This window comes from Cellulosilyticum ruminicola JCM 14822 (assembly GCF_001311925.1).
GTDB lineage: Bacteria > Bacillota > Clostridia > Lachnospirales > Cellulosilyticaceae > Cellulosilyticum > Cellulosilyticum ruminicola.
Genome location: NZ_BBCG01000006.1, coordinates 1 through 21,525, shown reverse-complemented (window position 1 = coordinate 21,525; position 21,525 = coordinate 1). Strand labels below are relative to the sequence as shown.

At 32.0% G+C, this 21,525-nt stretch carries 30 protein-coding genes and 2 other annotated features; of the genes, 28 read left to right on the top strand and 2 right to left on the bottom strand.

What is annotated here, in order from left to right:
• Positions 1-3 precede the first annotated feature (3 nt).
• The 21 genes from JCM14822_RS03305 (at position 4) to rplA (ending at position 16,455) form a co-directional block, all read left to right on the top strand.
• Entirely contained in the window at positions 4-516 is a 513-nt protein-coding gene (locus tag JCM14822_RS03305) for a flagellar protein FlgN (protein ID WP_054739639.1), read from the top strand.
• A 36-nt stretch (positions 517-552) separates the two neighbouring features.
• Positions 553-2,181, top strand: a complete 1,629-nt coding sequence (gene flgK / locus JCM14822_RS03300; RefSeq protein WP_054739637.1) for a flagellar hook-associated protein FlgK — start codon at positions 553-555, stop codon at positions 2,179-2,181.
• A 15-nt stretch (positions 2,182-2,196) separates the two neighbouring features.
• Complete coding sequence (flgK, locus tag JCM14822_RS03295) at positions 2,197-4,119, top strand: flagellar hook-associated protein FlgK (RefSeq protein WP_054739635.1); 1,923 nt, start codon at positions 2,197-2,199, stop codon at positions 4,117-4,119.
• A 12-nt stretch (positions 4,120-4,131) separates the two neighbouring features.
• Positions 4,132-5,403: a flagellar hook-associated protein FlgL gene (flgL, locus tag JCM14822_RS03290; RefSeq protein WP_054739633.1), complete on the top strand. Its 1,272-nt coding sequence runs from the start codon at positions 4,132-4,134 to the stop codon at positions 5,401-5,403.
• An 8-nt stretch (positions 5,404-5,411) separates the two neighbouring features.
• A complete protein-coding gene (locus JCM14822_RS03285) occupies positions 5,412-5,645 on the top strand; it encodes a flagellin (RefSeq protein ID WP_054739632.1) in 234 nt (77 codons plus the stop codon).
• A 137-nt stretch (positions 5,646-5,782) separates the two neighbouring features.
• Entirely contained in the window at positions 5,783-6,223 is a 441-nt protein-coding gene (gene fliW / locus JCM14822_RS03280) for a flagellar assembly protein FliW (RefSeq protein WP_054739629.1), read from the top strand.
• Between the two features lie 2 nt (positions 6,224-6,225).
• The gene (gene csrA / locus JCM14822_RS03275) at positions 6,226-6,450 is read left to right on the top strand and encodes a carbon storage regulator CsrA (protein WP_054739627.1); all 225 of its coding nucleotides are present in this window, start codon (positions 6,226-6,228) and stop codon (positions 6,448-6,450) included.
• A gap of 170 nt (positions 6,451-6,620) precedes the next feature.
• Positions 6,621-7,388 (top strand): flagellin N-terminal helical domain-containing protein, encoded by a 768-nt coding sequence (locus JCM14822_RS03270; protein WP_054739625.1) that lies wholly within the window; start codon positions 6,621-6,623, stop codon positions 7,386-7,388.
• Between the two features lie 233 nt (positions 7,389-7,621).
• Positions 7,622-8,383 carry a flagellin N-terminal helical domain-containing protein gene (locus JCM14822_RS03265; protein WP_054739623.1) on the top strand — a complete coding sequence of 254 codons (762 nt, stop codon included), beginning with the start codon at positions 7,622-7,624 and terminating at the stop codon, positions 8,381-8,383.
• Positions 8,384-8,480: 97 nt separating this feature from the next.
• Entirely contained in the window at positions 8,481-9,749 is a 1,269-nt protein-coding gene (locus JCM14822_RS03260) for a tetratricopeptide repeat-containing glycosyltransferase family 2 protein (RefSeq protein WP_054739620.1), read from the top strand.
• Between the two features lie 90 nt (positions 9,750-9,839).
• Positions 9,840-10,184 (top strand): flagellar protein FlaG, encoded by a 345-nt coding sequence (locus tag JCM14822_RS03255; protein ID WP_054739618.1) that lies wholly within the window; start codon positions 9,840-9,842, stop codon positions 10,182-10,184.
• A gap of 16 nt (positions 10,185-10,200) precedes the next feature.
• A complete protein-coding gene (fliD, locus tag JCM14822_RS03250; RefSeq protein ID WP_054739616.1) occupies positions 10,201-11,649 on the top strand; it encodes a flagellar filament capping protein FliD in 1,449 nt (482 codons plus the stop codon).
• Between the two features lie 24 nt (positions 11,650-11,673).
• Positions 11,674-12,042, top strand: a complete 369-nt coding sequence (fliS, locus tag JCM14822_RS03245) for a flagellar export chaperone FliS (RefSeq protein ID WP_054739614.1) — start codon at positions 11,674-11,676, stop codon at positions 12,040-12,042.
• A gap of 80 nt (positions 12,043-12,122) precedes the next feature.
• Positions 12,123-12,485 (top strand): flagellar protein FliT, encoded by a 363-nt coding sequence (locus tag JCM14822_RS03240; protein ID WP_054739612.1) that lies wholly within the window; start codon positions 12,123-12,125, stop codon positions 12,483-12,485.
• 2 nt (positions 12,486-12,487) lie between these two features.
• Complete coding sequence (locus tag JCM14822_RS03235) at positions 12,488-13,564, top strand: glycosyltransferase family 2 protein (protein ID WP_054739610.1); 1,077 nt, start codon at positions 12,488-12,490, stop codon at positions 13,562-13,564.
• Between the two features lie 42 nt (positions 13,565-13,606).
• On the top strand, positions 13,607-14,038 hold the full coding sequence (locus tag JCM14822_RS03230) for a hypothetical protein (RefSeq protein ID WP_054739608.1): 432 nt from the start codon (positions 13,607-13,609) through the stop codon (positions 14,036-14,038).
• 167 nt (positions 14,039-14,205) lie between these two features.
• On the top strand, positions 14,206-14,358 hold the full coding sequence (rpmG, locus tag JCM14822_RS03225) for a 50S ribosomal protein L33 (protein ID WP_054739606.1): 153 nt from the start codon (positions 14,206-14,208) through the stop codon (positions 14,356-14,358).
• Between the two features lie 35 nt (positions 14,359-14,393).
• A complete protein-coding gene (gene secE / locus JCM14822_RS03220; RefSeq protein ID WP_054739604.1) occupies positions 14,394-14,582 on the top strand; it encodes a preprotein translocase subunit SecE in 189 nt (62 codons plus the stop codon).
• Positions 14,583-14,601: 19 nt separating this feature from the next.
• Positions 14,602-15,120, top strand: a complete 519-nt coding sequence (nusG, locus tag JCM14822_RS03215) for a transcription termination/antitermination protein NusG (RefSeq protein ID WP_054739759.1) — start codon at positions 14,602-14,604, stop codon at positions 15,118-15,120.
• Between the two features lie 130 nt (positions 15,121-15,250).
• Complete coding sequence (gene rplK / locus JCM14822_RS03210; RefSeq protein WP_054739602.1) at positions 15,251-15,676, top strand: 50S ribosomal protein L11; 426 nt, start codon at positions 15,251-15,253, stop codon at positions 15,674-15,676.
• An 83-nt stretch (positions 15,677-15,759) separates the two neighbouring features.
• Positions 15,760-16,455 (top strand): 50S ribosomal protein L1, encoded by a 696-nt coding sequence (gene rplA / locus JCM14822_RS03205; protein ID WP_054739599.1) that lies wholly within the window; start codon positions 15,760-15,762, stop codon positions 16,453-16,455.
• On the opposite strand, the gene JCM14822_RS24365 is transcribed toward rplA, so the two are convergent.
• Both JCM14822_RS24365 and JCM14822_RS19915 read right to left on the bottom strand, forming a co-directional pair.
• Complete coding sequence (locus JCM14822_RS24365) at positions 16,449-16,748, bottom strand: hypothetical protein (protein ID WP_242861385.1); 300 nt, start codon at positions 16,746-16,748, stop codon at positions 16,449-16,451. The two genes, rplA and JCM14822_RS24365, sit on opposite strands and share 7 nt — an antisense overlap.
• A 56-nt stretch (positions 16,749-16,804) precedes the next feature.
• Positions 16,805-16,945 carry a hypothetical protein gene (locus JCM14822_RS19915; RefSeq protein WP_157047603.1) on the bottom strand — a complete coding sequence of 47 codons (141 nt, stop codon included), beginning with the start codon at positions 16,943-16,945 and terminating at the stop codon, positions 16,805-16,807.
• A gap of 106 nt (positions 16,946-17,051) precedes the next feature.
• On the opposite strand from JCM14822_RS19915, the gene JCM14822_RS03200 reads away from it, so the two are divergent.
• The 7 genes from JCM14822_RS03200 to JCM14822_RS03170 all read left to right on the top strand — a co-directional run bounded on the left by JCM14822_RS03200 (position 17,052) and on the right by JCM14822_RS03170 (position 21,308).
• Positions 17,052-17,396 (top strand): hypothetical protein, encoded by a 345-nt coding sequence (locus JCM14822_RS03200; RefSeq protein WP_054739597.1) that lies wholly within the window; start codon positions 17,052-17,054, stop codon positions 17,394-17,396.
• A 126-nt stretch (positions 17,397-17,522) separates the two neighbouring features.
• Positions 17,523-17,822, top strand: a complete 300-nt coding sequence (locus tag JCM14822_RS03195; protein ID WP_054739595.1) for a hypothetical protein — start codon at positions 17,523-17,525, stop codon at positions 17,820-17,822.
• A 57-nt stretch (positions 17,823-17,879) separates the two neighbouring features.
• Positions 17,880-18,018, top strand: a sequence feature (ribosomal protein L10 leader region).
• Positions 18,019-18,033: 15 nt separating this feature from the next.
• A complete protein-coding gene (rplJ, locus tag JCM14822_RS03190; RefSeq protein ID WP_054739593.1) occupies positions 18,034-18,519 on the top strand; it encodes a 50S ribosomal protein L10 in 486 nt (161 codons plus the stop codon).
• Positions 18,520-18,593: 74 nt separating this feature from the next.
• Complete coding sequence (gene rplL / locus JCM14822_RS03185) at positions 18,594-18,965, top strand: 50S ribosomal protein L7/L12 (RefSeq protein WP_054739591.1); 372 nt, start codon at positions 18,594-18,596, stop codon at positions 18,963-18,965.
• Between the two features lie 601 nt (positions 18,966-19,566).
• Positions 19,567-19,698 (top strand) — a sequence feature (ribosomal protein L10 leader region).
• Positions 19,699-19,740: 42 nt separating this feature from the next.
• Positions 19,741-20,226: a 50S ribosomal protein L10 gene (gene rplJ, locus JCM14822_RS03180; RefSeq protein ID WP_054739589.1), complete on the top strand. Its 486-nt coding sequence runs from the start codon at positions 19,741-19,743 to the stop codon at positions 20,224-20,226.
• A gap of 71 nt (positions 20,227-20,297) precedes the next feature.
• Positions 20,298-20,666 (top strand): 50S ribosomal protein L7/L12, encoded by a 369-nt coding sequence (rplL, locus tag JCM14822_RS03175; protein WP_054739587.1) that lies wholly within the window; start codon positions 20,298-20,300, stop codon positions 20,664-20,666.
• A 234-nt stretch (positions 20,667-20,900) separates the two neighbouring features.
• Complete coding sequence (locus JCM14822_RS03170) at positions 20,901-21,308, top strand: hypothetical protein (RefSeq protein WP_054739585.1); 408 nt, start codon at positions 20,901-20,903, stop codon at positions 21,306-21,308.
• Positions 21,309-21,525 lie beyond the last annotated feature (217 nt).

Sequence of the window (21,525 nt, the reverse complement as noted above, 5' to 3'; positions counted from 1 at the left end):
TATATGGCAGGAATAATATATGAATTTGTAGACGTTTTAGAGGCACAAATTGAATGCTATGAAGGTTTAAATCAATTAGCACAGTATAAACAACAAGCAATTATTGAAAAAAACATAGAACTTTTAGAGGAAGTAACAAGTACAGAAGAACAATTTGTAGGCAGGTTAGGTATCTTAGATAAAAAACGAGAAGTTCTTATGAAAGATATTGGAATAGTAACGGGAATGAATTATAAAGAAATAACGCTTACCACTATAGCCGCTAAATTAGGTGAAACCAATGAGGTGAGTGGTAAGCTTATTTCTTTAAGGGATAAAATAAAAGAAGAACTTACGACACTTAAGAGGCAAAGTGAATTAAACAAAGAATTGCTTAATCAATCATTAGAATTTGTAGATTTTATGATTAATGCCATAGGGAGTACTAAAGGTTACACTCATGTAGGAAATTACGGCAAACTAGGAGAAGGACAAATGCTTGAAAGGCAACAAAGCGTCTTTGATCATAAGCAATAATATATAAATAGGACAAAATAGCAAAGGAGAAAGACCATGTCATCGATTTCGAGTTTAGGGAAGATGGTATCTGGACTGAAGGCTGGACAACGTGGCTTACAGGTTACAGGACAGAACTTAACCAATATTAATACTAAAGGTTATACTAGACAACAACTTTTGCAACATGAGACAGGCTACTTAAATGTAGGGTCTAATGGTGGTTATAACTTACAAGTTGGTTTAGGTGTAACTTGTACAGAAATTAGACAAATAAGAGATGAACTTGCAGATAAAAGATTAAGACAAGAAAATTCGGCATTAAGTTATTATCAAAATCTTACAGCTGCAAGTAATGAGATAGAAGCAATTTTTGATGAACCATATGGTGACACAGTAAGTGAAATGCTTAGTGACTTTTGGGCACAAACACAGAAACTTAAAACAGCACCTAATGGGGTAGATGAACGTTTAAGTTTCATCAAGTCAGCACAAGTACTTGCTGAAAAGTTAAATTCTATATCAAGTAGTTTATCCGAATATCAACAACAAGCAGATAAAGAAGTAGAAAAATCTATAACTAGAATAAATCAGGTTATAAAAGATCTTCAACAATACAATGAAAAAATTGCTAGTGCAGAGGTAAATGGTGATAATGCCAATGACTATAGAGACCAAAGAAATTTATTATTAGATGAATTATCTACATATGGTAGAGTAAGCTATTATGAAGAACCAGATAATAGATTAGTTGTAAAATTTGAAAGACATATTGTAATTGATAAGAAATTTATTAATACATTAGAGTTTAAGCAAACAATAGAAGGAAGTCCATTTAATAAACCTATTTGGTCAGATAGTAAAGAAGATGTATTTCCAATGAATCAAGAAATTACAAGTGCTAATGGAAATGATACAGGTGGTTTAAAGGCACTTTTACTGGTTCGAGGGGATAACTATGTAACTTCAAAAACAACATGGGATGAGATTGCCTTAAACGACAATTTCAGTGTCGATAAACAAGGAAATAGTTATATGATTCCTAAGTATCATAAAATCCTAAATGACTTTACAAATGAACTTGCAGTTATGGTCAATGATGCACTTAATGGAAAAGGCCTAAACAATGAACAAGGAGTTAAGGTATTTGTACCAAAGAATGTGCCATTAGAGGTAAGAGAGCCTAGGCTTAATGCCACAGAAGAAGAGTGGGATGCATATCATAAGGCTTATAATGCATTACTTGTACCTGGAAATATTCAAGTAAATCCAGAGCTTTTAAAAGAAGGTGGATATAATCACTTAGGCACAGTAGATCCACGTGGTGAAGCAAATGATGTAGGTAACAATACTAAGATTATTGAATTACTTGATCAGTGGGAAGAAAATAGAGATTGGTATAAAGATGATATTAAAACATCACCATTAGCTAAATGCGTTAACATTAAAACATTCTTTTCTGAATTTATAACAGACTTAGGGACTGATGGAACAGAACATGCTGCAAAAGCATCTGAGAAAACTATTAGTGTGGCAAATATAGAAAATGAGAGACAAGCTATGGGCGGCGTTTCACAAGATGAAGAATTTGCAAGTATGCTGAAGTATCAATATGCATACAATGCTTCAGCTCGTATGATTACAATGTTAGACGGTATGTTAGACGTAATTATTAACAAAATATAGAGAAGGGGAATAGAGATGGCATTCTTTGAATTTAATATCGCAATGAGTGGCTTGTTTGCAGCACAAAGAGGATTACAAGTTACTTCTAATAATATTACAAATGCGACAACAAAAGGATATTCTAAACAAGAATTACAACAACAAGCATCTACTCCTCTAAGTGGTGCAGGAACAGGAATGTTGGGGACTGGTGTGTCTACAACAGGGATAACTAGAATTAGAGATTCTTATATAGATTCTAAATTATGGTTACAGAATACAAAACTTGGTGAATACAATATTAAGGTGACTCAAAATTCACTCATAGAGGGTGTATATGGTGAACCTAGTGAAAGTGGTTTCACAACGGCATTTAACAATATGTTTGATGCCATAAGTGATCTTAGTAAAAATCCTACTTCTGGAGAAGCTAAAATAGCATTAAGACAAGAGCTTATTAGTTTTTCAAAGTATTTTAATAATGTTTCAATATCCCTTAAACAGTTTCAACAAGATTTAAACTATGAGTTAAAGGCAACAGCACAAGAAATCAATACTTTAGCAACACGTATTCAAAGTTTAAACAAAGAGATTTTTCAAGCTGAATTATACGGGGACGATGCCAATGCCTTTAGAGATGAACGAGATTTATGTATTGACCGATTATCACAAATTGGAAATGTAGATGTCTCTGAGTATGAAGAAGAAATTGGAGGTACCACAGTAAAGAAGTTTAAAGTAAGATTTGCAGGACAAACATTAGTAGATCATGTTCACTTAAATACTTTATCTGTACAAGTACGTGGTGAAAGAGAAAAAGCTATTGATAAAAGAGTAAAAGAGATTAGCGGTTATTATAGTGAAATAAAAAAAGAAAAAGAACAAACCCCAGTATCGGATAAAGCGATTAAGGTGCTTGAAGATAAGATTAAAAAAGTTGAAGAAGAGTTGAAAAAAATTGATGCAGATATCGAAATAGAGGAGAAGAAGATTAAGTGTGCTGGTAAAGAACTTCTCAGTATTGATCAAACAGGTGCACAAAATGTAACAAAATTATTTACAGGAAAACAAAACGAAGAAGATATTGATGATATCTATGACGTTGTGTGGAATACTGGGATACCATTTGATTTGACTAATGAAAATCTATCAGGTGAACTCAAAGGTATCATTGACATGCGAGATGGTGCAGGAACAGGTGCTGCAGTGAAATATAATGGTGTGCCATATTATATTAAACGTATGGATAACTATGTACGAGAATTTTCTAAAGCAATGAATGAACAATATAGCAAAGATAAAGACGGTGATATTGAAATCATTCCTATTGCAGTAACAGGTGGTAAAGAAGTAAGTTATGTAAAAAAAGATGACAAGGGTAATGTAATAGCTTGCTATGATGCAGATAAAAACGAGCTGATATTAGATTCAGAGGATTTGAAGAAAGTTAAAGCAAATTATAGTACAAAGTATAAATTATTTACATATAGTACAGGAAATACATTAGGCGAGCCTGAAGATGGAACACATATTCTAGGAGGAGACTATACTAAAATAACAGCAGAAAACTTTAGTGTTTCGAAAGAGATATTTGATGATATTAATAATATACATACTACATATGATCCAGAAAATGTATCAGATACAAGTTTCCTTCTTGACTTATCAGCTCAAAAAAATAATAAGCATATGTTTAAAGAAGGGGATCCTAAAGAGTATATGATAGCAATCTTTAGTGAGCTAGGTATTAATGCTAAAGAGGCTAAAATGTATCAAAGTACACAAGTAGCTGTAACGAATACAATAGAAAATCAAAGACTTTCAAAGTCACAAGTAGATTCAACAGAAGAATTTACAAATCTTATAAAATATCAACAAGCGTATCAATCAGCTGCTAAGATTATGAATACGATAGATGGTATTTATGAAACAACTATTTTTAAATTAGGTAACTTCTAAGGAGGAAAGTAAATGCGTGTAACGAATGGGATGCTCATTAATAATACATTAAGTGGGCTTTATAAAAATATGAATAATATGAATAAGCTATATGCCCAAATGTCTACAGGTAAGAAGATTCAAACAGTATCTGATGATCCGATTATTGCAGGACGTACATTAAAGCTAAAATCAACAATTTTAGAAGCAGATCAATACGAAAGCAATGCAAAAGAAGCAGAATCTTGGATGAATGTTACAGAAGTTGCTATGGATAATATGACAGAGATTTTAAAACAAATCCGTACAAAGCTTTTACAAGGTAGCACATCCACTTTAGCTGAAAAAGATAAGTTGGCTATTAAAACTGATGTTTCACAACTCTATGAACAAATTCTTCAAGAAGCTAATGTAACTTATGATGGAAGATATGTTTTTTCGGGATATAAAACAAATGATTCATTAATACTTACAAATGAGAGAACTTTAGATAAGGACTTAAACGTTGTAGCTAACATGACAGTAAAAGAAGGCACAAAACCTGCTGCAGAAAGTACTATAAAACAAGGTAGTACATTGACACTAAATTCTGTTATAGGTGCAGGTACTGAAATTCCAGCAGGAAGTAAATTAGCAAAGGGGACAATTTTATCAGCGGACGATGCGAAGGATTTATTAGGTATAACGCCATCTGATACAACATATGAATTAGATGCTGATTATACTATTCCAGCAGGAACTAAGCTTTCTAAACAAACAGCCCAAGCATTAGGGTTAACAGTAGGAACTGAAGAAACTTATCTAGTAGAAGAAGGCGGCTATGAAGTAGCAAAAGGAACAACTTTACCAAAAGCAGCAGCAGAAGAAGCATTAGGCGTAAAGGTATCTAAGGATAGCTATACAATAACAGAAGACATTACATTAGCAGCAAATAAAACATTAGATGGTAAATTAATCTTAGGTGAAGGATGTCAAATTAACGGAGATATGGTGCTTAAGGGAAAATCGGAATTAGCGGTTGGAACAGTATTGGCTAAAGATTCAGTACTTAAGGCAAACACAATATTGCCAAAAGGTTCATTTAATCCGGATGTATATGGAAAGATAGATGATCAAAAGATTTATTTTGAAGTAGGAACTAATAATACCATAGATATTAATATAGCAGGTATGGATACTACTATAAGTAACATATTAACAAGCTTAGGGCAAGTATATAATGCAGTAGATGCAGCCTTAATGGGAATGCTAATTTTACAACTGAAAAATTACATAGTGTATTTAACCAAGCTATCAAAGAAGTAGATACACACTTGGCAGATTTATCACAAAAAACAGCAGACTTAGGAAGTCGTATGTCACGTATTGATTATGTGAAAAGCAGATTGACAGAACAAAAAACTACATTTAAAAATTTACTATCTGAAACAGAAGATGTAGATATAGAAGAAACATATGTAGAATTTAATACACAGTATGCAACTTATCAATCAGCACTTAAAGCCACATCTAAAATTATTACAAATACATTAGCAGATTATTTATAAGAATGTACATAAACAATTAAGAGGAGTTATCTAAAGCGATGCTTGCTTTAGGAAACTCCTTTTTTTATAAATATTCATAATAAGGTGGTTAAATATAATGTATAATACCTATAAATATAACTAGGAGGAGCATATATATGAATATAGTAACAAGAAACTTTGGAGAAGTAGAATTTACAGAAGATCGTATAATTAATTTTAAAGAGGGGATTCCAGGATTTAGAGAATATACAAAGTATATTATTATTGAAGAAGAAGAAAATTCATTTGCACATTTACAAAGTATAGAAGATGGCAACTTAAGTTTTATTGTAATTAATCCTTATATATTAAAAAAAGATTATAGTATAGATATTAAAGATCAATATGTAGAAATGTTAGGTGGTGGCGGCCCAGAGAATTTTAGTGTATACGTAGTTACAGCTATTATAGATAAAGTTGAGGATGCTACAGTAAACTTAATAGCACCAATTATTATTCAAAATGAAACAAGAGAAGGAATGCAGGTTATATTAGAAAATACAAAGTATACAACTAAGCATAAGATAGTAGATTTACTTAAAGAAGGAGGTTGTTAAAAATGCTTGCATTAACACGTAAAAAGAATGAAGCAATTATAATTAACGATAATATAGAAGTTAAAGTGTTAGAGATTATAGGAGATAAAGTTAAATTAGGTATATCTGCACCAAAAGAAGTTAATATTTATCGTGAAGAAATTTATTTTCAAGTGCTAGAAAGTAATAAAAATGCAGCGAAAACACCTAAAAATGTATTAACTGGAATAAATAAACTATTTAGATAATGTTATCTATAAAAATTTTAAAAAAAATTTTAAAATAAGTATAAAGTAATTTCGTGAACATTCGATATATATAGTGAAAATTAAAGTTAGATGGCCAAATAGCTTTAGATCAATATAATTAATTAATAATAATGGCATGGATGCCGCTTAAATTCAGGGAGGGATTTATTATGATTATTAACCACAATATGAACGCTATGAATGCTCATAGAAATAGTACTTTAAACATAACAGCTACAGGAAAACATATGGAAAAACTTTCATCAGGTCTTCGCATCAACAGAGCTGCTGATGATGCTGCAGGTCTTTCAATTTCTGAAAAAATGAGAGGTCAAATCAAAGGGTTAAACCAAGCTAAAAGAAATACACAAGATGGTATCTCTTACATTCAAACAGCTGAAGGTGCTTTAACAGAAGTATCTGATATGCTTACAAGAATGAAAGAATTAACAGTTCAAAAAGCAAATGGTACATATAACACAGATGATATTTCTAACCTTGAGTTAGAAATGACACAACTTGGTGGACAAATTGATAAAATCATCGGTGATACAAAATTCAATGGTATTAATGTATTTAGTGGAGAAATCACAATCGTTGTAAACGATGCAGATACTAATACACTTACAGTTGGTACTACATTAGCTGCACAAAATTTAGGTGCTGCTTCTACAACAGCAAATGTAGAAACTTCTATTACTACTATTAACCAAACAAGATCTACTCTTGGTGCTCAACAAAACAGACTTGAGTACACATCTAATAACTTAGGAACAACAGCTGAGAACTTAACAGCTTCTGAATCTCGTATCCGTGATACAGATATGGCTAAAGAAATGGCTGAATTCTCATCTAAAAATATTATTACACAAGCTTCTCAAGCTATGCTTGCTCAAGCTAACCAATTACAACAAGGTGTACTTAGCTTATTAAGATAATTCTTATAAGTGTACATATATAGAAGCGGTGACTCGTAAGAGTCGCCGCTTTTGTTTTGCATAATTAAATATAAAAATACATGGGAAAAATACCTTATTAAATAAGAAAAGTAAAAAATGTCGAAAAAGGGTATAAAGTTCTTGCTTGTTCTTCTGATATATATAATGATAAAGCTAATAAGATTTAGAACATAAGGCAAGGATGCCAATTAAACATCAAGGAGAACACAAACATGATTATTAATCACAATATGAATGCAATGAATGCACACAGAAATGCTAGTCTTAACACAACTCAAGTAGCTAAATCAATGGAGAAACTTTCATCAGGTCTTCGTATCAAGAGAGTTGCTGATGCTGGTCTTTCAATCTCAGAAAAAATGAGAGGACAAATCAAAGGGTTAAACCAAGCACAAAGAAATACACAAGATGGTATCTCTTATATTCAAACAGCTGAGGGTGCTTTAACAGAAGTATCTGATATATTTACAAGAATGAAAGAACTTACAGTTCAAAAAGCAAATGGTACATACAATACAGCAGATATCGAAAACCTTGAGTTAGAAATGACAGAACTTGGGGCACAAATCGATGATATCATTGAAAAAACAAAATTCAATGGTAAAGAAGTATTCGCTGGAACAATTGATATCGTTGTATCAGATAATGATCAAGAAACACTTATAGTTGGTAAAGCATTAGATGCACGAGACTTAGATCAAGATAGTACAACAGAAGAGGTAGAAGCTACTATTGACACAATTAACCAAACAAAATCTCAATTAGGGTCACACCAAAACAGACTTGAATATACATCTAACAACTTAAGAACAACATCTGAGAACTTAACAGCTGCTGAATCTCGTATCCGTGATACAGATATGGCTCAAGAGATGACAAAACTTTCATCTAAAAACATTATCACACAAGCTTCTCAAGCTATGCTTGCTCAAGCTAATCAATCACAACAAAACGTACTTTCTTTATTAAGATAATTAGTATTAAATATATTTGAATTAATGCAATATATTTAAAATTTGTATAAAAAGTCGATATATAAATGAAGATGATAAGAAAAGCTAGGAGGAGATTATGAAACTTTCTTTATGCATTATTTGTAAAAATGAGGAGAAAAAAATAGCACGTTGTATTAACAGTGTAAAAGAAAAGGTAGATGAGATAATAGTAGTAGACACTGGGTCTACAGATGAGACTATTCAAATAGTAAAAAAACTTGGGGCAAAAGTATTTGAAATACCTTGGGAAAATGATTTTTCAAAAGCAAGAAATTATGCGATTGATAAAAGTAAGGGGAATTGGATTATTTTTCTAGATGCAGATGAATATTTAATGGATATGGATTTAAAAGGATTAAGAAATCAAATATTAACGGCTGAAAATATGAAAGGTGAAGCAATTTTTTGTAATATAATTAATGAAAATAGTGACAGCATACAAAATATATTTAAGACGATTAGGATATTTAAACGTGATCCTAAGATTAGATATACAGGAAAAATTCACGAGCTTTTAAATAAAGAAGATGGACAGATACAATTAGTTGATCTTGCTGATTATATACGTATACGACATGATGGTTATAGTCAAGATACTGTAGTAGAAAAAAATAAAATGGATAGAAATTTAGAAATGCTTCTAAAGGAATATGAGTTAAATCCTACAAGTAGTGATTTATGCTATTATTTAATGGAAACATATCATGGAACAAGGGAATTTGAAAAAGCATGGTCATTTGGGCAGAAGGTATTAGAATATAATAATGATACACTTAGTGGCATTAGACAAAATACATATAACAGATTACTAGAGCTAGCACCTAGAATTAAAAAGACATCTGAAGAGATTAAAAACTTATATGAAGAAGCAATTCAATATGATAATAGTTATCCAGATTTTGATTTTAGATATGCATGTTATCTTTATGAACAAGAAAAATATGATCAAGTAATTGAGTATATACAAGTATGTCTCGAAAAAATGGAAACTTATAGTGGGACTGCTGCCTCAAAAACTATGGGAAATTTAGTTGGAGTACTCAAGATATTGGTACAAAGTTATATAGTGAAAGAAAGGTTCCAAGAAGCAGTTCCGTTATTAGTTAAGATTTTACGTATTGATTTATATGACTATACAACTTTGTATGCATTCATTCAGATATTAGACAAGACAGAAAGTGGAGCTGCAATAGGCGAATTCTTATGTAAATTATATGATTATACAAATATTAAGGATCAAATGGTGCTTCTTAAAGTTGTTCATAAAATTGGAAACTTAGAACTTTTAGAGTATCTTATGAAACGAGCAAATCCTACTGTGTTACAGAAAATAGGGTTAAAATAATAGGTTATTTAAAGCACTTTATCTAAAGAAACCATTAAGAATGACCGATAAATGAATAGAAGTAAATAATGACAGGGGAGGCTATATGATATGAATATTAGTAATACACCTGGAATGACTAATATAAGTGGGGGAAAAGAACATTATGTAGCACAAGGTAAAACAACACAAGGAAATATTGGACAAAGTACAACAGGAACATATGGTACTAATGTAGAAAAAGAATTAATTCAAGCTATAGAGAAGGCTAATCACCTTCAAAAGGGAACAACCGAATGTCAATTTTCAATACATAAGGATACAAAACAAGTAATGATTAAAATTGTTGATACATCTACAAAAGAAGTGGTAAGAGAAATTCCATCAGAAAAAATACTAGACATGTTTGCAACTATGTGTGAAGTAAATGGTTTATTCGTAGATGAAAAAAGATAGTAAGGAGTGAGAGAAGATGGGAAGTGCAATTAGATTTTCTGGGTTAGTATCTGGAATGGACACAGAAAGTATTGTTAAAGCTATGTTAACTAATCAGCAAAGCAAGATTGATAAGATTAACAAGAATACAACAATGGCTGAATGGAAAAAAGATGCTTATAAAGAGATGAGCTTAAAAATTAATAAATTTAAAAGTGAATCGCTTTCAAAACTAAAAGCAACTAACTTTAATAAGCCTAAAACGACCATGTCCCAAGAAGGAGCTATTAAAGTAACAGCTGATAGTAGCACAACAGAGGGAACACATAAGATTGAAGTAGAAAGTGTAGCAAAGAAAGCAACAGTTAGCACAAAAACAATTAAATCTGAATCAGGAACAAAACTTACGAAATCAAGCTTAATAACAGATATAAAAGATATGCCACGTAGTGGTAGCATTGGGATTTGTGGGGTAGAAGTAGCATTTGATGAAACAATGACTATAGAAGGGTTTCAAAACGCCGTCAAAGAGAAACTTACAGATATGGGGAAAGATGTAAGTTTCAAATTTGATGAAAGTGCAGGAGCATTTATCATCAATAGTAATGAAACAGGAAAAGATCAATCTATCACATTGGAAGATGGTGGAACAGGTATATTAGCTGCTATGGGTGTACAAGAAGTAAATGGTGGCTATACATATGAAGGTACAAATGCAAAGGTTATATATAATGATGGTGTAACCATTGAATCAGAATCTAATGATATAGAAATCAATGGCCTAAAATTTACAGCAGTAACACAGACAAGTCAACCAGTCACTGTATCAATTAGTAAAGATATTGATACAATGGTAAATAGTATTAAGTCATTCGTTCAAGATTATAATGACTTATTAAGTGAAATGAATAGTATGCTTAATGCTGATTCTGCTAAAAGTTATGAACCATTAACAGATGAAGAAAAAGAAGCTATGACTGATAAGCAAGTTGAACAGTGGGAAGAAAAGATAAAAGGTGCTATTCTAAGAAAAGATAGCGGCTTAAGTGATTTAACAAGTCTTTTTAGAACAACAATGTCAACAGATTATGCAAGCCAAGGATTAAATAAAAATTGTAGTATGCTTTCACATATTGGAATTGGTTCAACAAACTGGTCAGATAGAGGAAAACTTACAGTAAACGAAGAAAAATTAAAGAAAGCACTTACTGAAAATGGTGATGATGCTGTTAAATTAATTACAACTATTGCGAATAAATTAGAGAGTGAATTAGTAAAACGTTCAACATCAACAGAACTTAGATCATACAATCAATACTTTAGTGACAAGACATTAACATCAAATATTTCTAAGTATAAAACAGAATTAGAACGAGCACAAAAAAGATACGATTCAGCAGAAACGGCACTTTATAAGAAGTTTACAGCCATGGAAACAGCAATGAATAATATGAATTCACAAAGTTCATTATTCTCATTACTATAAATTAAGGACACTTAGGAGGAAAGTATGGTAGGAAATCCATATGCAAAATATCAAGAGAATAGTATAAATACAGCATCAGGTCCAGAGCTAACACTTATGTTATATAATGGTGCAATTAAGTTTTGTAATATCGCAGTAGAAGCAATTAACAACAAAAATGTTGCAAAAGCACATGAAAATATTATCAAGGTAGAAAATATAATTATGGAGCTAAGAGCAACATTAAATAAAAAATATCCTATTGCATTAGAAATGGATCAAATTTATGAGTATATTTATGAAATCTTAGTACAAGGGAATATAAAAAAAGATCCAGAAAAAGTTGAGGAAGCATGTAAGCTTATTCGTACATATCGTGATGCATGGCAAATTGCTATGAAATCAAGAAGGTAATTTATAAACTTATAAAAATAGGTCTCATTAAAGATGGGACCTATTTTATTATATGTAATGATTTAAAAAGGAGGTCACTAATGACAAAGAGAGAATTAATAGAAGAACTTCTAAGATTAACACAATTACAAAGCAAAAGTTTAAAAGATGGAAATGTAGATGGATTTATTGCTTTATTAGATAAGAGACAAATTATATTAGATGAAATTCAAAAGTTACATGAAGAGAAGACTGAAACGAAAGAGCAACATGAAGAAGATTTAGTTACAATGCTTAAAGCCTTAGATGAAGAGAATCGAGTGGAATTTGAAAGACAGTTTGAAGAAGTAAAAACGAAACTTAGACAAGCAAGACAACTTAAGCAACGTGAGCAACATTATAATAATCCATATGATATGTCATGGGAAGAAGGCGTATTTTTTGACAAGAAGGAGAGAAGATAAATATGAATACTACAATTTCACTTGTTATGATTGTTAAAAATGAAGAAGCAAATTTACCAAGATGTTTAGAAAGTGTACAAGGGATTGTAGATGAAATCGTTATTGTAGATACAGGGTCAGAAGATAATACAAAAGAGATTGCAAAACAATTTGGTGCAAAAGTATACGACTTTGAATGGTGTAATGACTTTAGTGCAGCAAGAAATTATGCACTTAGTAAAGCAACAGGAGATTGGAATCTTGTATTAGATGCAGATGAATATATTATTTCAGGTACTAAGTCAGATTTGGTAAACGGTTTAAAAAAAGGAACAGTAGGGCAAATATTACTTATAGATGTATTTAAGGATAAAATGAATAAGGAAGAAGAATTGAGTTATTCTAAAATATATTTATCTAGAATAATGAGTAAAGGTACAAAGTATATAGGAAAAATTCATGAACAGATTGACAGTAAATTGCCAAGGGTTAAAGTAAATCTTGAAGTAGGACATGATGGGTATTTACATAAGGACAAATCAGAGCGTAATTTAGCCATCTTATATGATGTAATTAAAAAAGATGAAAAAAATAGTTATATGCTATATCAATTAGCACATACGTTATTTGTAGCAGGCAAGAATGAACAAGCTATGATGTGGTATGAGAAGTACTACAAAGTAAGTAAATTAAATGAAGGCTATAGGTGCTCAGCCATTGTAGATTATTTATATAGTATGATTCAAATTGGAAAACTTGAAAAAGGTATAACAATTATTGAGAAGGAAAAAGCTAATTATTATGATTCACCAGATTTTAATTTTGTATGTGCCACATTTTATAGAGAGTTAGTACTTTCTAATGTAGAGAAATATATTAATTATTTACCACTCATTGAAAGTTATTATATAAATTGTCTAGAAATAGGAGAGACAACCAAGTACACTAGTGTAGTAGGAACAGGCAGTTATGCAGCAGCTTATAACCTAGGGGTATGGTATGAAGTAAGTAAGCAATTTGATAAAGCAAAGGTTTGTTATGAAATGGCCATAGAATGGGGATATGAAAAGGCTGCAGAGAGAATAAAGCTTTTAAAGTAGAAAAATAGGAAATATAAAATTATAAAGTTAGGAGGCATCAGTATGGATGAATTAATAAAAATGCTAGAGCAGATTTATGGGCTATTAGAACAGATTAGTACAATTACAGTGAATCAAACGACAGTATTGTTGCAATCAAATGAAACAATAGATGAAGCCAACGATGCCTTAGAAATGCTAGAAAGCATGGTAAGTTATAAGGAAGAGATAACAGATGAATTGGTAGCCTTAGAAAAGCATTTTGATACCTCTTATGATCAATATAGAGGTAAGATTACAGAAACCGCCTATGTGCAGCTTTTTAAAGAATGGGTTGGTCGTATCATGGCAAAGAAACAAGAAATCGTAGATGCTGAGAAAAATAATGTTATGATTATGCAGACGCTTACTCAAAGAAAAGTAAAACGTATGGAGATTCCTAAGGCAGCAAAACAAGTAACAGATGCTTATAAAAGGCAACAGCAAAAATATTAAAATAGCAAGACGATAAAAGCACTAAATTAAAACCTAAATTTTACAAAAAAATATGATATGATAAGCTTGACGACCTATTTGTGAGTATGATATATTTAGTTTGTACCTAAATAGGTCTTTTTTATGGCAATTTTTAAGAGATAAAGCTCAAGTGGAGGTGTCAAAAAATGAGAGTACAAATTACTTTAGCTTGTGAAGAATGCAAGCGTAGAAACTACAATATGACTAAGGATAAAAAAGCTCATCCAGATCGTATGGAAACAAAAAAATATTGTAGATTCTGTAAAACACACACATTACACAAAGAAACTAAAAAATAATTTGTGTTAATCACACACCAGGGAGGAAGTAGATTATGATAGGATTTTTTAAAGACTTCGTTGCAGAAAGCAAAAGAGTTGTATGGCCTAGCAGACAAGAACTAACTAAATTAACATTAAACGTTCTCGGATTATCTATCATTGTTGCACTTATAATTTACGCAATGGACTTCGCCATCGGTGGTGGAATTCAAGGCCTTATGTATTTAAGAGGTTTATTATAATATGGAGGAACAAGGTATTATGGAAAAGGCAAGATGGTATGTAGTTCATACATTTTCTGGATATGAGAACAAAGTAAAAGCGAATATTGAGAAAGCGATTAAAAATCGTGATATGGAAGAACTCATCCAAGCTGTAGAAGTTCCTCTGCAACAAGAAGTTGAGGAAAAGAATGGAGTTAAGAAAACTGTTCAACGTAAAACATTCCCTGGTTATGTACTAATTAAAATGATAATGACGGATGATACATGGTATGTCGTAAGAAATACCAGAGGGGTTACAGGATTCGTAGGTCCTGACTCTAAGCCAGTTTCACTTTCATTAGAAGAAGTAAAAAACATGGGAATAGAACTCTATGGAGCTGCATCTAACGTAAATATCGGTGATGCCGTTACTTTACTTACAGGTGCATTTGAAGGCTCTGAAGGGATTGTTAAAGAAATTCACCAAGCTAAAGGTACTCTTGTAGTAGCTGTTAGCGGATTTGGTAGAGAGTTCCCTGTTGAGATTAGCATTGATCAAGTAGAAATATTTGAATAATCTAATCGAGAAGGAAACTACACTTAATCTAAGATGTAGACTTCAATGTATGAGTAATCATTAAATTACAAACGCGCGAGTGGGAGGGAATTCCCCGCGAACACCACATTTTTTTAGGAGGTACTGTAAAATGGCAAAAAAAGTTACAGGTATGATCAAATTACAAATTGCAGCTGGTAAAGCAACTCCAGCTCCACCAGTTGGTCCAGCTCTTGGTCAACACGGTGTTAATATCGTTCAATTTACAAAAGAGTTCAATGAAAGAACAGCAAAAGACGCTGGTTTAATTATCCCAGTTGTTATTACTGTATATCAAGACAGAAGTTTTTCTTTCATCACAAAAACTCCACCAGCAGCTGTATTATTAAAAAAAGCAGCTAAAATCGAGTCAGGTTCACCTAACTCAATCAAACAAAAAGTAGCTACAATTTCTAAAGAAGAAATTACAAAAATTGCTGAATTAAAAATGCCTGACTTAAACGCAGGTAGCCTTGAAGCAGCTGTAAGCATGATCGCTGGTACAGCTCGTTCAATGGGAATCACAATTGCAGAATAATTTTTAAGTAGAACAAATTTTAGGCGCGTAACTATTTACGTGGGAGGGCACAGACCCCGATAAGACCACAAGGAGGTAAAGTAATGAAAAGAGGAAAAAAATATATTGAAGCTGCTAAATTAGTAGACCGTGCAGCGGTTTATGATCCAGCAGAAGTATTTGCATTAGTAGAAAAAACATCAACTGCTAAATTTGATGAAACAGTTGAAGCACACATCAAATTAGGTGTAGACAGCCGTCACGCTGATCAACAAGTTCGTGGTGCTATCGTATTACCACACGGTACAGGTAAAACTCAAAGAGTTTTAGTATTCGCTAAAGGAACAAAAGCTGATGAAGCTTTAGCAGCAGGTGCTGACTTTGTTGGTGGCGAAGACCTTATTCCAAAAATTCAAGGTGAAGGTTGGTTTGAATTTGACGTTGTAGTTGCAACTCCAGACATGATGGGTGTTGTTGGTAGACTTGGTCGTGTACTTGGGCCAAAAGGTTTAATGCCAAACCCTAAAGCTGGTACAGTAACAATGGACGTAACAAAAGCAATCCAAGATATCAAAGCTGGTAAAATTGAATACCGTCTTGACAAAACAAACATTATTCACGTTCCAATCGGTAAAGTATCATTCGGAGCTGAAAAATTACAAGACAACTTCCACACATTAATGAGTGCAGTTATAAAAGCGAAACCAGCTGCTGCTAAAGGTCAATACCTTCGTAGCATCTCTGTTTCAACAACAATGGGTCCTGGTATCAAAGTAAACCCAATGAAAGTTGATCAATAATTATTGAGATAGATATACAAGAGCACGATACTTATCTTTTGATAGGTATCGTGCTTTTTTATGATTATTGATTGATATATATAAAGTGCTGAATAATATTGGAATGATTCAATACAGGTGTTATCATAGGGACAGCCCTTATGTCTATAACTTAGCTGATATTTTTTTGTGGTTTCACGATAAGCTTTTGAAACATATTGACTTCCGCAGCCAGAATGTAGAATTAATGGAAGGTCAGTGTTACGTTTGGCTTCAGCTTCATTAATTGTATCAACTACGTAGGAGACTTCCATCGTTTTAGATAGTGTCCAAGCGATAATTTTACGTGTATAAAGATCCATAATGCTTGTTAATAGACAAAGCCGTCACGTGTCCAGATATAAGTAATAGCAGTACACCAAACTGCATTAGGACAATCAGGGTGTTCACTTACATATTGAATTGCATCTAGTTTGAATTGTTTATCGTGTTGATTGCTTTTACGTGGCATGATGGAATCCCTCCTTATTTCTTGATTAGCCCACAAAAAGGCTAGTTTTTAAAACTACTTTACATTATTATGGTATAATTAAGCAAAAAACAAAGGGGATAATTTTATGTTTCGTAAAAATACAGTCCAACAACTTAATCTTGGGAATCCAACAATTAATCTACCTAAATATCTTCGTAAAAATCTTGAAAAAAGCTGGGCTACCCCTTTTAATCAATATATTTTTTCTAACATTAATGAAACAATCTATAGAACGCGTGATAAAGATGCTACAACTAAGTTAGAATATTCCATTATTTTAAAGGAGGTATGTTCAAAATATGATACTCAGATTTTAGAATGTGAAGCGTTTAAATTATTAAAGCGTCTTCTAGAAGAACAAGTAGAAGTAAATGAAGAAGGTAAAACTGTTCCTAAAGATGCAAAGAGCCTTCATTCTGAAATACTTTAAAATCCAAGTGATCCAGATGCAACTTATAGAGAGAAACATAGTGAAAATGTAACTATAATAAGATTTCAAAAACGTTAGTTTAATCTTATTATATAATTGGAGGGAAAAACTAGGTAAAAACATAATATGGCACAATATTTAGAGGGTAAAGGATATAAAAAAGTTGCAATATATGGGTATGCAGATTTTGGGAAATTGGCTTATAACGAATTAAAAGATAGCAACATAGAAGTGAGTTATGTAATCGATCGTAATGTGAAAAATATACAGGCACCTATAGAAATAGTTGAGCCAAAAGATATTAATAAACAAGTAGATGCAATCATTGTAACTGCATTCAGAGACTTTGAAAATATTGCCTGTATCATTAAAGCACAGATAGAAACAGATGTTTTAGCATTAGATGATGTGATTTTAAAAATGTAGGTCAACTGTGAAATAAAAGTTGACAACCTATATGTCAAATGTTATACTCTTTTATGTTAACAAATAAATACTGTACCGCAGACAGTAGGTGCCACTAAGGCATAACGTATACAACCTACCGAGGTCTTATATAAATGGACGGATGTATAGCCACTTTGCCTGCGGGAAACAGCAAAGTGGCATTTTTTGAAATATTCAAGGAGGTGTAACAATGGCTAAAGTAACACAAAAACAAGTAGTTGTTAATGAAATTAAAGAAAAACTTAACGGAGCTTCTTCTGTATTATTAGTTGACTACCGTGGTCTTACAGTAGAACAAGATACAGTTCTTCGTAAAGAACTTCGTGAAGCAGGTGTTGAGTACAAAGTATACAAAAACACTATGGTAAAATTTGCTATTGAAGGAACAGAGTTCGAAGCAATCGCTAACGAACTTGAAGGACCAACAGCTATCGCTATTTCTTATGCAGATGCAACAGCTGGTCCAAGAATTCTTGCAAAAGTAGCTAAAGCTAATGAAAAATTAGAATTCAAATCAGGTGTAGTAGAAGGTACTTACTACGATGCTAAAGGTATGATGGCTATCGGTAATATCGCTCCTAGAGAAGAATTACTTGGTCGCTTACTTGGAAGTTTCAAATCACCTATTGCAAGCTTTGCACGCGTTATCAAACAAGTTGCAGAGAAGGACGCTTAATTTTATTAAGTGCTTAAGAGTTACGACTCAAATTAGATTTATATAAAAATACAAATAAACGGAGGATGCTTACAATGGCAAAATTATCAATCCAAGAAATTATCGATGCAGTTAAAGAATTAACTATCTTAGAATTAAACGAATTAGTAACAGCTTGTGAAGAAGAATTCGGTGTATCAGCAGCAGCTGGTGTTATGGTAGCAGCAGCAGGTGCAGGTGCAGCAGCTGAAGAAAAAACAGAATTCGACGTTGAATTAACAGACGCTGGTTCAGAAAAAATCAAAGTAATCAAAGTTGTTCGTGAAATCACAGGACTAGGATTAAAAGAAGCTAAAGAAGCTGTAGACGGATGTCCAAAAGTTCTTAAAGAAGGTGCTTCTAAAGAAGATGCAGAAGCAATCAAAGCTAAACTTGAAGAAGTTGGCGCTAAAGTAACATTAAAATAATTAATAACGTTAATTGTATTAATAAAGCTTAGAAGGAGTAGTCGTATAGATACTCCTTTTTGTTGTTTATAGAATAGATGAAAAATATTTATAAAAAATTATATATATAATTAGGGACTAGTGTTTTTGATAACATGTATAAGGATGTAGAGAGAACACTAATATCTAAACGGTAATAATAGAAGGCTTTAATCATAAACCAGCAGTGTGATATCTAACCAATGAGGGCGAGCATTATCTAACTAATGGCAGGGATGATGCCAAGAAGCTAAGATTAGTACGGTTACTGTGAAGATTTCTACACCAATCCCAAATAAACTGATTAAAAAAACAGATTGCCTTAATAACTTGTAGGAATCCAGATTCTAGTGATGATTTAATTAGAACATAACATGTTAGCAAGTTAAATACAAGGGTTAGAGAAGGTGATTAAAAGAATAACAAAAAACAGTAAGATGTAGAAATACATTTGCCGGTTTTTTGTGTGGATATAATAAAGAAAAAGGGATTTATAAAGCTAATTGTTAAAATAAATAATAAAAATAACATTAAATTGATAAAGATATTGAAAAATTAAAATGAAAGGATTATACTAATATATGTTGAAAGAAATACTGTACCGCAGACAGTAGGTATGCCACTGGCATATAAAACCTACCGAGGTCTTAAAAATGGACGGAAGTGTGAGCTACTTTGCCTGCGGAAATGAGCAAAGTAGTATTTTTTGCTAGTTTATCTAGCTCAATGATTTGTGACTAAATAAGGAGGTGTAACAATGGCAAAAGTAGAACAGAAAAAAGTAGTTGTTGATGAAATTAAAGAAAAACTCAATGGTGCTTCTTCAATTTTATTAGTAGATTACCGTGGGCTTACAGTAGCACAAGATAGTGCACTTCGTAAAGAACTTCGTGAAGCCGGTGTTGAATACAAAGTATACAAAAACACAATGATTAACTTTGCTATTGAAGGAACAGAGTTTGCTGAAATCTCTAAAGATCTTGAAGGACCAACAGCTATAGCTATTTCTTATGAAGATGCTACAGCAGGCCCAAGAATTCTTGCAAAAGTAGCAAAAGATAATGAACAATTAACATTCAAAGCAGGTGTAGTAGAAGGTAACTACTATGATGCAGCTGGTATGATGGCTATTGGTAATATCGCTCCTAGAGAAGAATTACTTGGCCGTTTACTTGGAAGCTTCAAATCACCTATTTCAAGCTTTGCACGTGTTATCAAACAAATTGCAGAAAAAGACGCTTAATTTTATTAAGTGCATAAGAGTGTTTACTCAAATCGTTACATATTAATTAAAAAATTACGGAGGTGCTTATCATGGCAAAATTATCAATCCAAGAAATTATCGATGCAGTTAAAGAATTAACTATTTTAGAATTAAACGAATTAGTATCAGCTTGTGAAGAAGAATTCGGTGTATCAGCAGCAGCAGGTGTTATGGTTGCAGCAGGTCCAGCAGCAGCAGCTGAAGAAAAAACAGAATTTGACGTTGAATTAACAGAAGCAGGAGCAGAAAAAATCAAAGTTATCAAAGCTGTTCGTGAAATCACAGGTCTTGGCTTAAAAGAAGCTAAAGAAGCTGTAGATGGAGCTCCAAAAGTTCTTAAAGAAGGCGTAGCTAAAGAAGAAGCAGAAGCAATCAAAGCTAAACTTGAAGAAGTTGGTGCTAAAGTAACATTAAAATAAGGATTAAACAACTTATATTAAAATGTTAAATATAAAATGCACTCTATTTAGTAGTTATTAAGCTAAATAGGGTGCATTTTTTATTATCGCGGATATAAAGATTTAATATTATCAATATTTTTATTATTTTAAAAATATTGATAACTAATTTTCTTGATGCTATACTTACTATATATTATGGTAAATTTTATGAAATATTGGATAAGTTAATTAAAAGAGAGGTAAAAGGGAAAGATGAAAAGAAGATGGTGGCTGTTTGGAAGTAGTGTAGTATTAGCGTGTATATTAACATTTATACCTGTAATGATAAGTAGATATAGTCATTGCATAAGTAGTACGAGCGTAACAGAACAATACAATATAAAAAAAGGTCAAGATATTATAGAAAGCTATGGCTATGATATGAAGGAAGATTGTGAAGGCGTAAGTTTAAACGTTAAATTAAAATTAATAGAAGGTCAAGTGAGATTTGTACTTAGAAATCCAGATGGCAAAATAGAGTGGGAAGATACGATTGACAGTGGAATAGACTTTAATGAAACAAAATCATTTGATAAAAATGTGGGATATTGGACATTAGAATTTGAGAATATTAATAGGTTAGCTGAAGGGGAACTAGCATTAGAATTTAAGAAAAAATAAATTAATTAAGAGGGATTAAAGCATGAGGATATTATATAAATTTATTCATAGTCATTAACTTAAGACTAAGTTTTTCCAGCAACAATAAGTTGTTCTAAATAACCTTCTATTTTAGAATAGGTGGTTTGTCTTAAACGTTTTTCATACAAAGCCAACTTTCCTATTCTTTGAACTAAGTTAGAAAACGTCTCGTAAGTATGTAGTGTGATTCTTTTTG

Bases quoted from the DNA above. Each gene is read 5' to 3' on its own strand.
- JCM14822_RS03200 (WP_054739597.1), top strand. From the start codon at position 17,052: ATGTTTCGTAAAAATACAGTCCAACAACTTAATCTTGGGAATCCAACA.
- JCM14822_RS03270 (WP_054739625.1), top strand. From the start codon at position 6,621: ATGATTATTAACCACAATATGAACGCTATGAATGCTCATAGAAATAGT.
- JCM14822_RS03235 (WP_054739610.1), top strand. From the start codon at position 12,488: ATGAATACTACAATTTCACTTGTTATGATTGTTAAAAATGAAGAAGCA.
- rplA (WP_054739599.1), top strand. From the start codon at position 15,760: ATGAAAAGAGGAAAAAAATATATTGAAGCTGCTAAATTAGTAGACCGT.
- rplJ (WP_054739593.1), top strand. From the start codon at position 18,034: ATGGCTAAAGTAACACAAAAACAAGTAGTTGTTAATGAAATTAAAGAA.
- nusG (WP_054739759.1), top strand. From the start codon at position 14,602: ATGGAAAAGGCAAGATGGTATGTAGTTCATACATTTTCTGGATATGAG.
- rplK (WP_054739602.1), top strand. From the start codon at position 15,251: ATGGCAAAAAAAGTTACAGGTATGATCAAATTACAAATTGCAGCTGGT.
- rplL (WP_054739591.1), top strand. From the start codon at position 18,594: ATGGCAAAATTATCAATCCAAGAAATTATCGATGCAGTTAAAGAATTA.
- flgK (WP_054739637.1), top strand. From the start codon at position 553: ATGTCATCGATTTCGAGTTTAGGGAAGATGGTATCTGGACTGAAGGCT.
- flgK (WP_054739635.1), top strand. From the start codon at position 2,197: ATGGCATTCTTTGAATTTAATATCGCAATGAGTGGCTTGTTTGCAGCA.
- rplL (WP_054739587.1), top strand. From the start codon at position 20,298: ATGGCAAAATTATCAATCCAAGAAATTATCGATGCAGTTAAAGAATTA.
- JCM14822_RS03260 (WP_054739620.1), top strand. From the start codon at position 8,481: ATGAAACTTTCTTTATGCATTATTTGTAAAAATGAGGAGAAAAAAATA.
- csrA (WP_054739627.1), top strand. From the start codon at position 6,226: ATGCTTGCATTAACACGTAAAAAGAATGAAGCAATTATAATTAACGAT.
- JCM14822_RS03255 (WP_054739618.1), top strand. From the start codon at position 9,840: ATGAATATTAGTAATACACCTGGAATGACTAATATAAGTGGGGGAAAA.
- JCM14822_RS03170 (WP_054739585.1), top strand. From the start codon at position 20,901: ATGAAAAGAAGATGGTGGCTGTTTGGAAGTAGTGTAGTATTAGCGTGT.
- JCM14822_RS03195 (WP_054739595.1), top strand. From the start codon at position 17,523: ATGGCACAATATTTAGAGGGTAAAGGATATAAAAAAGTTGCAATATAT.
- JCM14822_RS03230 (WP_054739608.1), top strand. From the start codon at position 13,607: ATGGATGAATTAATAAAAATGCTAGAGCAGATTTATGGGCTATTAGAA.
- JCM14822_RS03305 (WP_054739639.1), top strand. From the start codon at position 4: ATGGCAGGAATAATATATGAATTTGTAGACGTTTTAGAGGCACAAATT.
- JCM14822_RS24365 (WP_242861385.1), bottom strand. From the start codon at position 16,748: ATGGAAGTCTCCTACGTAGTTGATACAATTAATGAAGCTGAAGCCAAA.
- secE (WP_054739604.1), top strand. From the start codon at position 14,394: ATGATAGGATTTTTTAAAGACTTCGTTGCAGAAAGCAAAAGAGTTGTA.
- fliW (WP_054739629.1), top strand. From the start codon at position 5,783: ATGAATATAGTAACAAGAAACTTTGGAGAAGTAGAATTTACAGAAGAT.
- fliD (WP_054739616.1), top strand. From the start codon at position 10,201: ATGGGAAGTGCAATTAGATTTTCTGGGTTAGTATCTGGAATGGACACA.
- rpmG (WP_054739606.1), top strand. From the start codon at position 14,206: ATGAGAGTACAAATTACTTTAGCTTGTGAAGAATGCAAGCGTAGAAAC.
- fliS (WP_054739614.1), top strand. From the start codon at position 11,674: ATGGTAGGAAATCCATATGCAAAATATCAAGAGAATAGTATAAATACA.
- JCM14822_RS19915 (WP_157047603.1), bottom strand. From the start codon at position 16,945: ATGCCACGTAAAAGCAATCAACACGATAAACAATTCAAACTAGATGCA.
- JCM14822_RS03265 (WP_054739623.1), top strand. From the start codon at position 7,622: ATGATTATTAATCACAATATGAATGCAATGAATGCACACAGAAATGCT.
- flgL (WP_054739633.1), top strand. From the start codon at position 4,132: ATGCGTGTAACGAATGGGATGCTCATTAATAATACATTAAGTGGGCTT.
- rplJ (WP_054739589.1), top strand. From the start codon at position 19,741: ATGGCAAAAGTAGAACAGAAAAAAGTAGTTGTTGATGAAATTAAAGAA.
- JCM14822_RS03240 (WP_054739612.1), top strand. From the start codon at position 12,123: ATGACAAAGAGAGAATTAATAGAAGAACTTCTAAGATTAACACAATTA.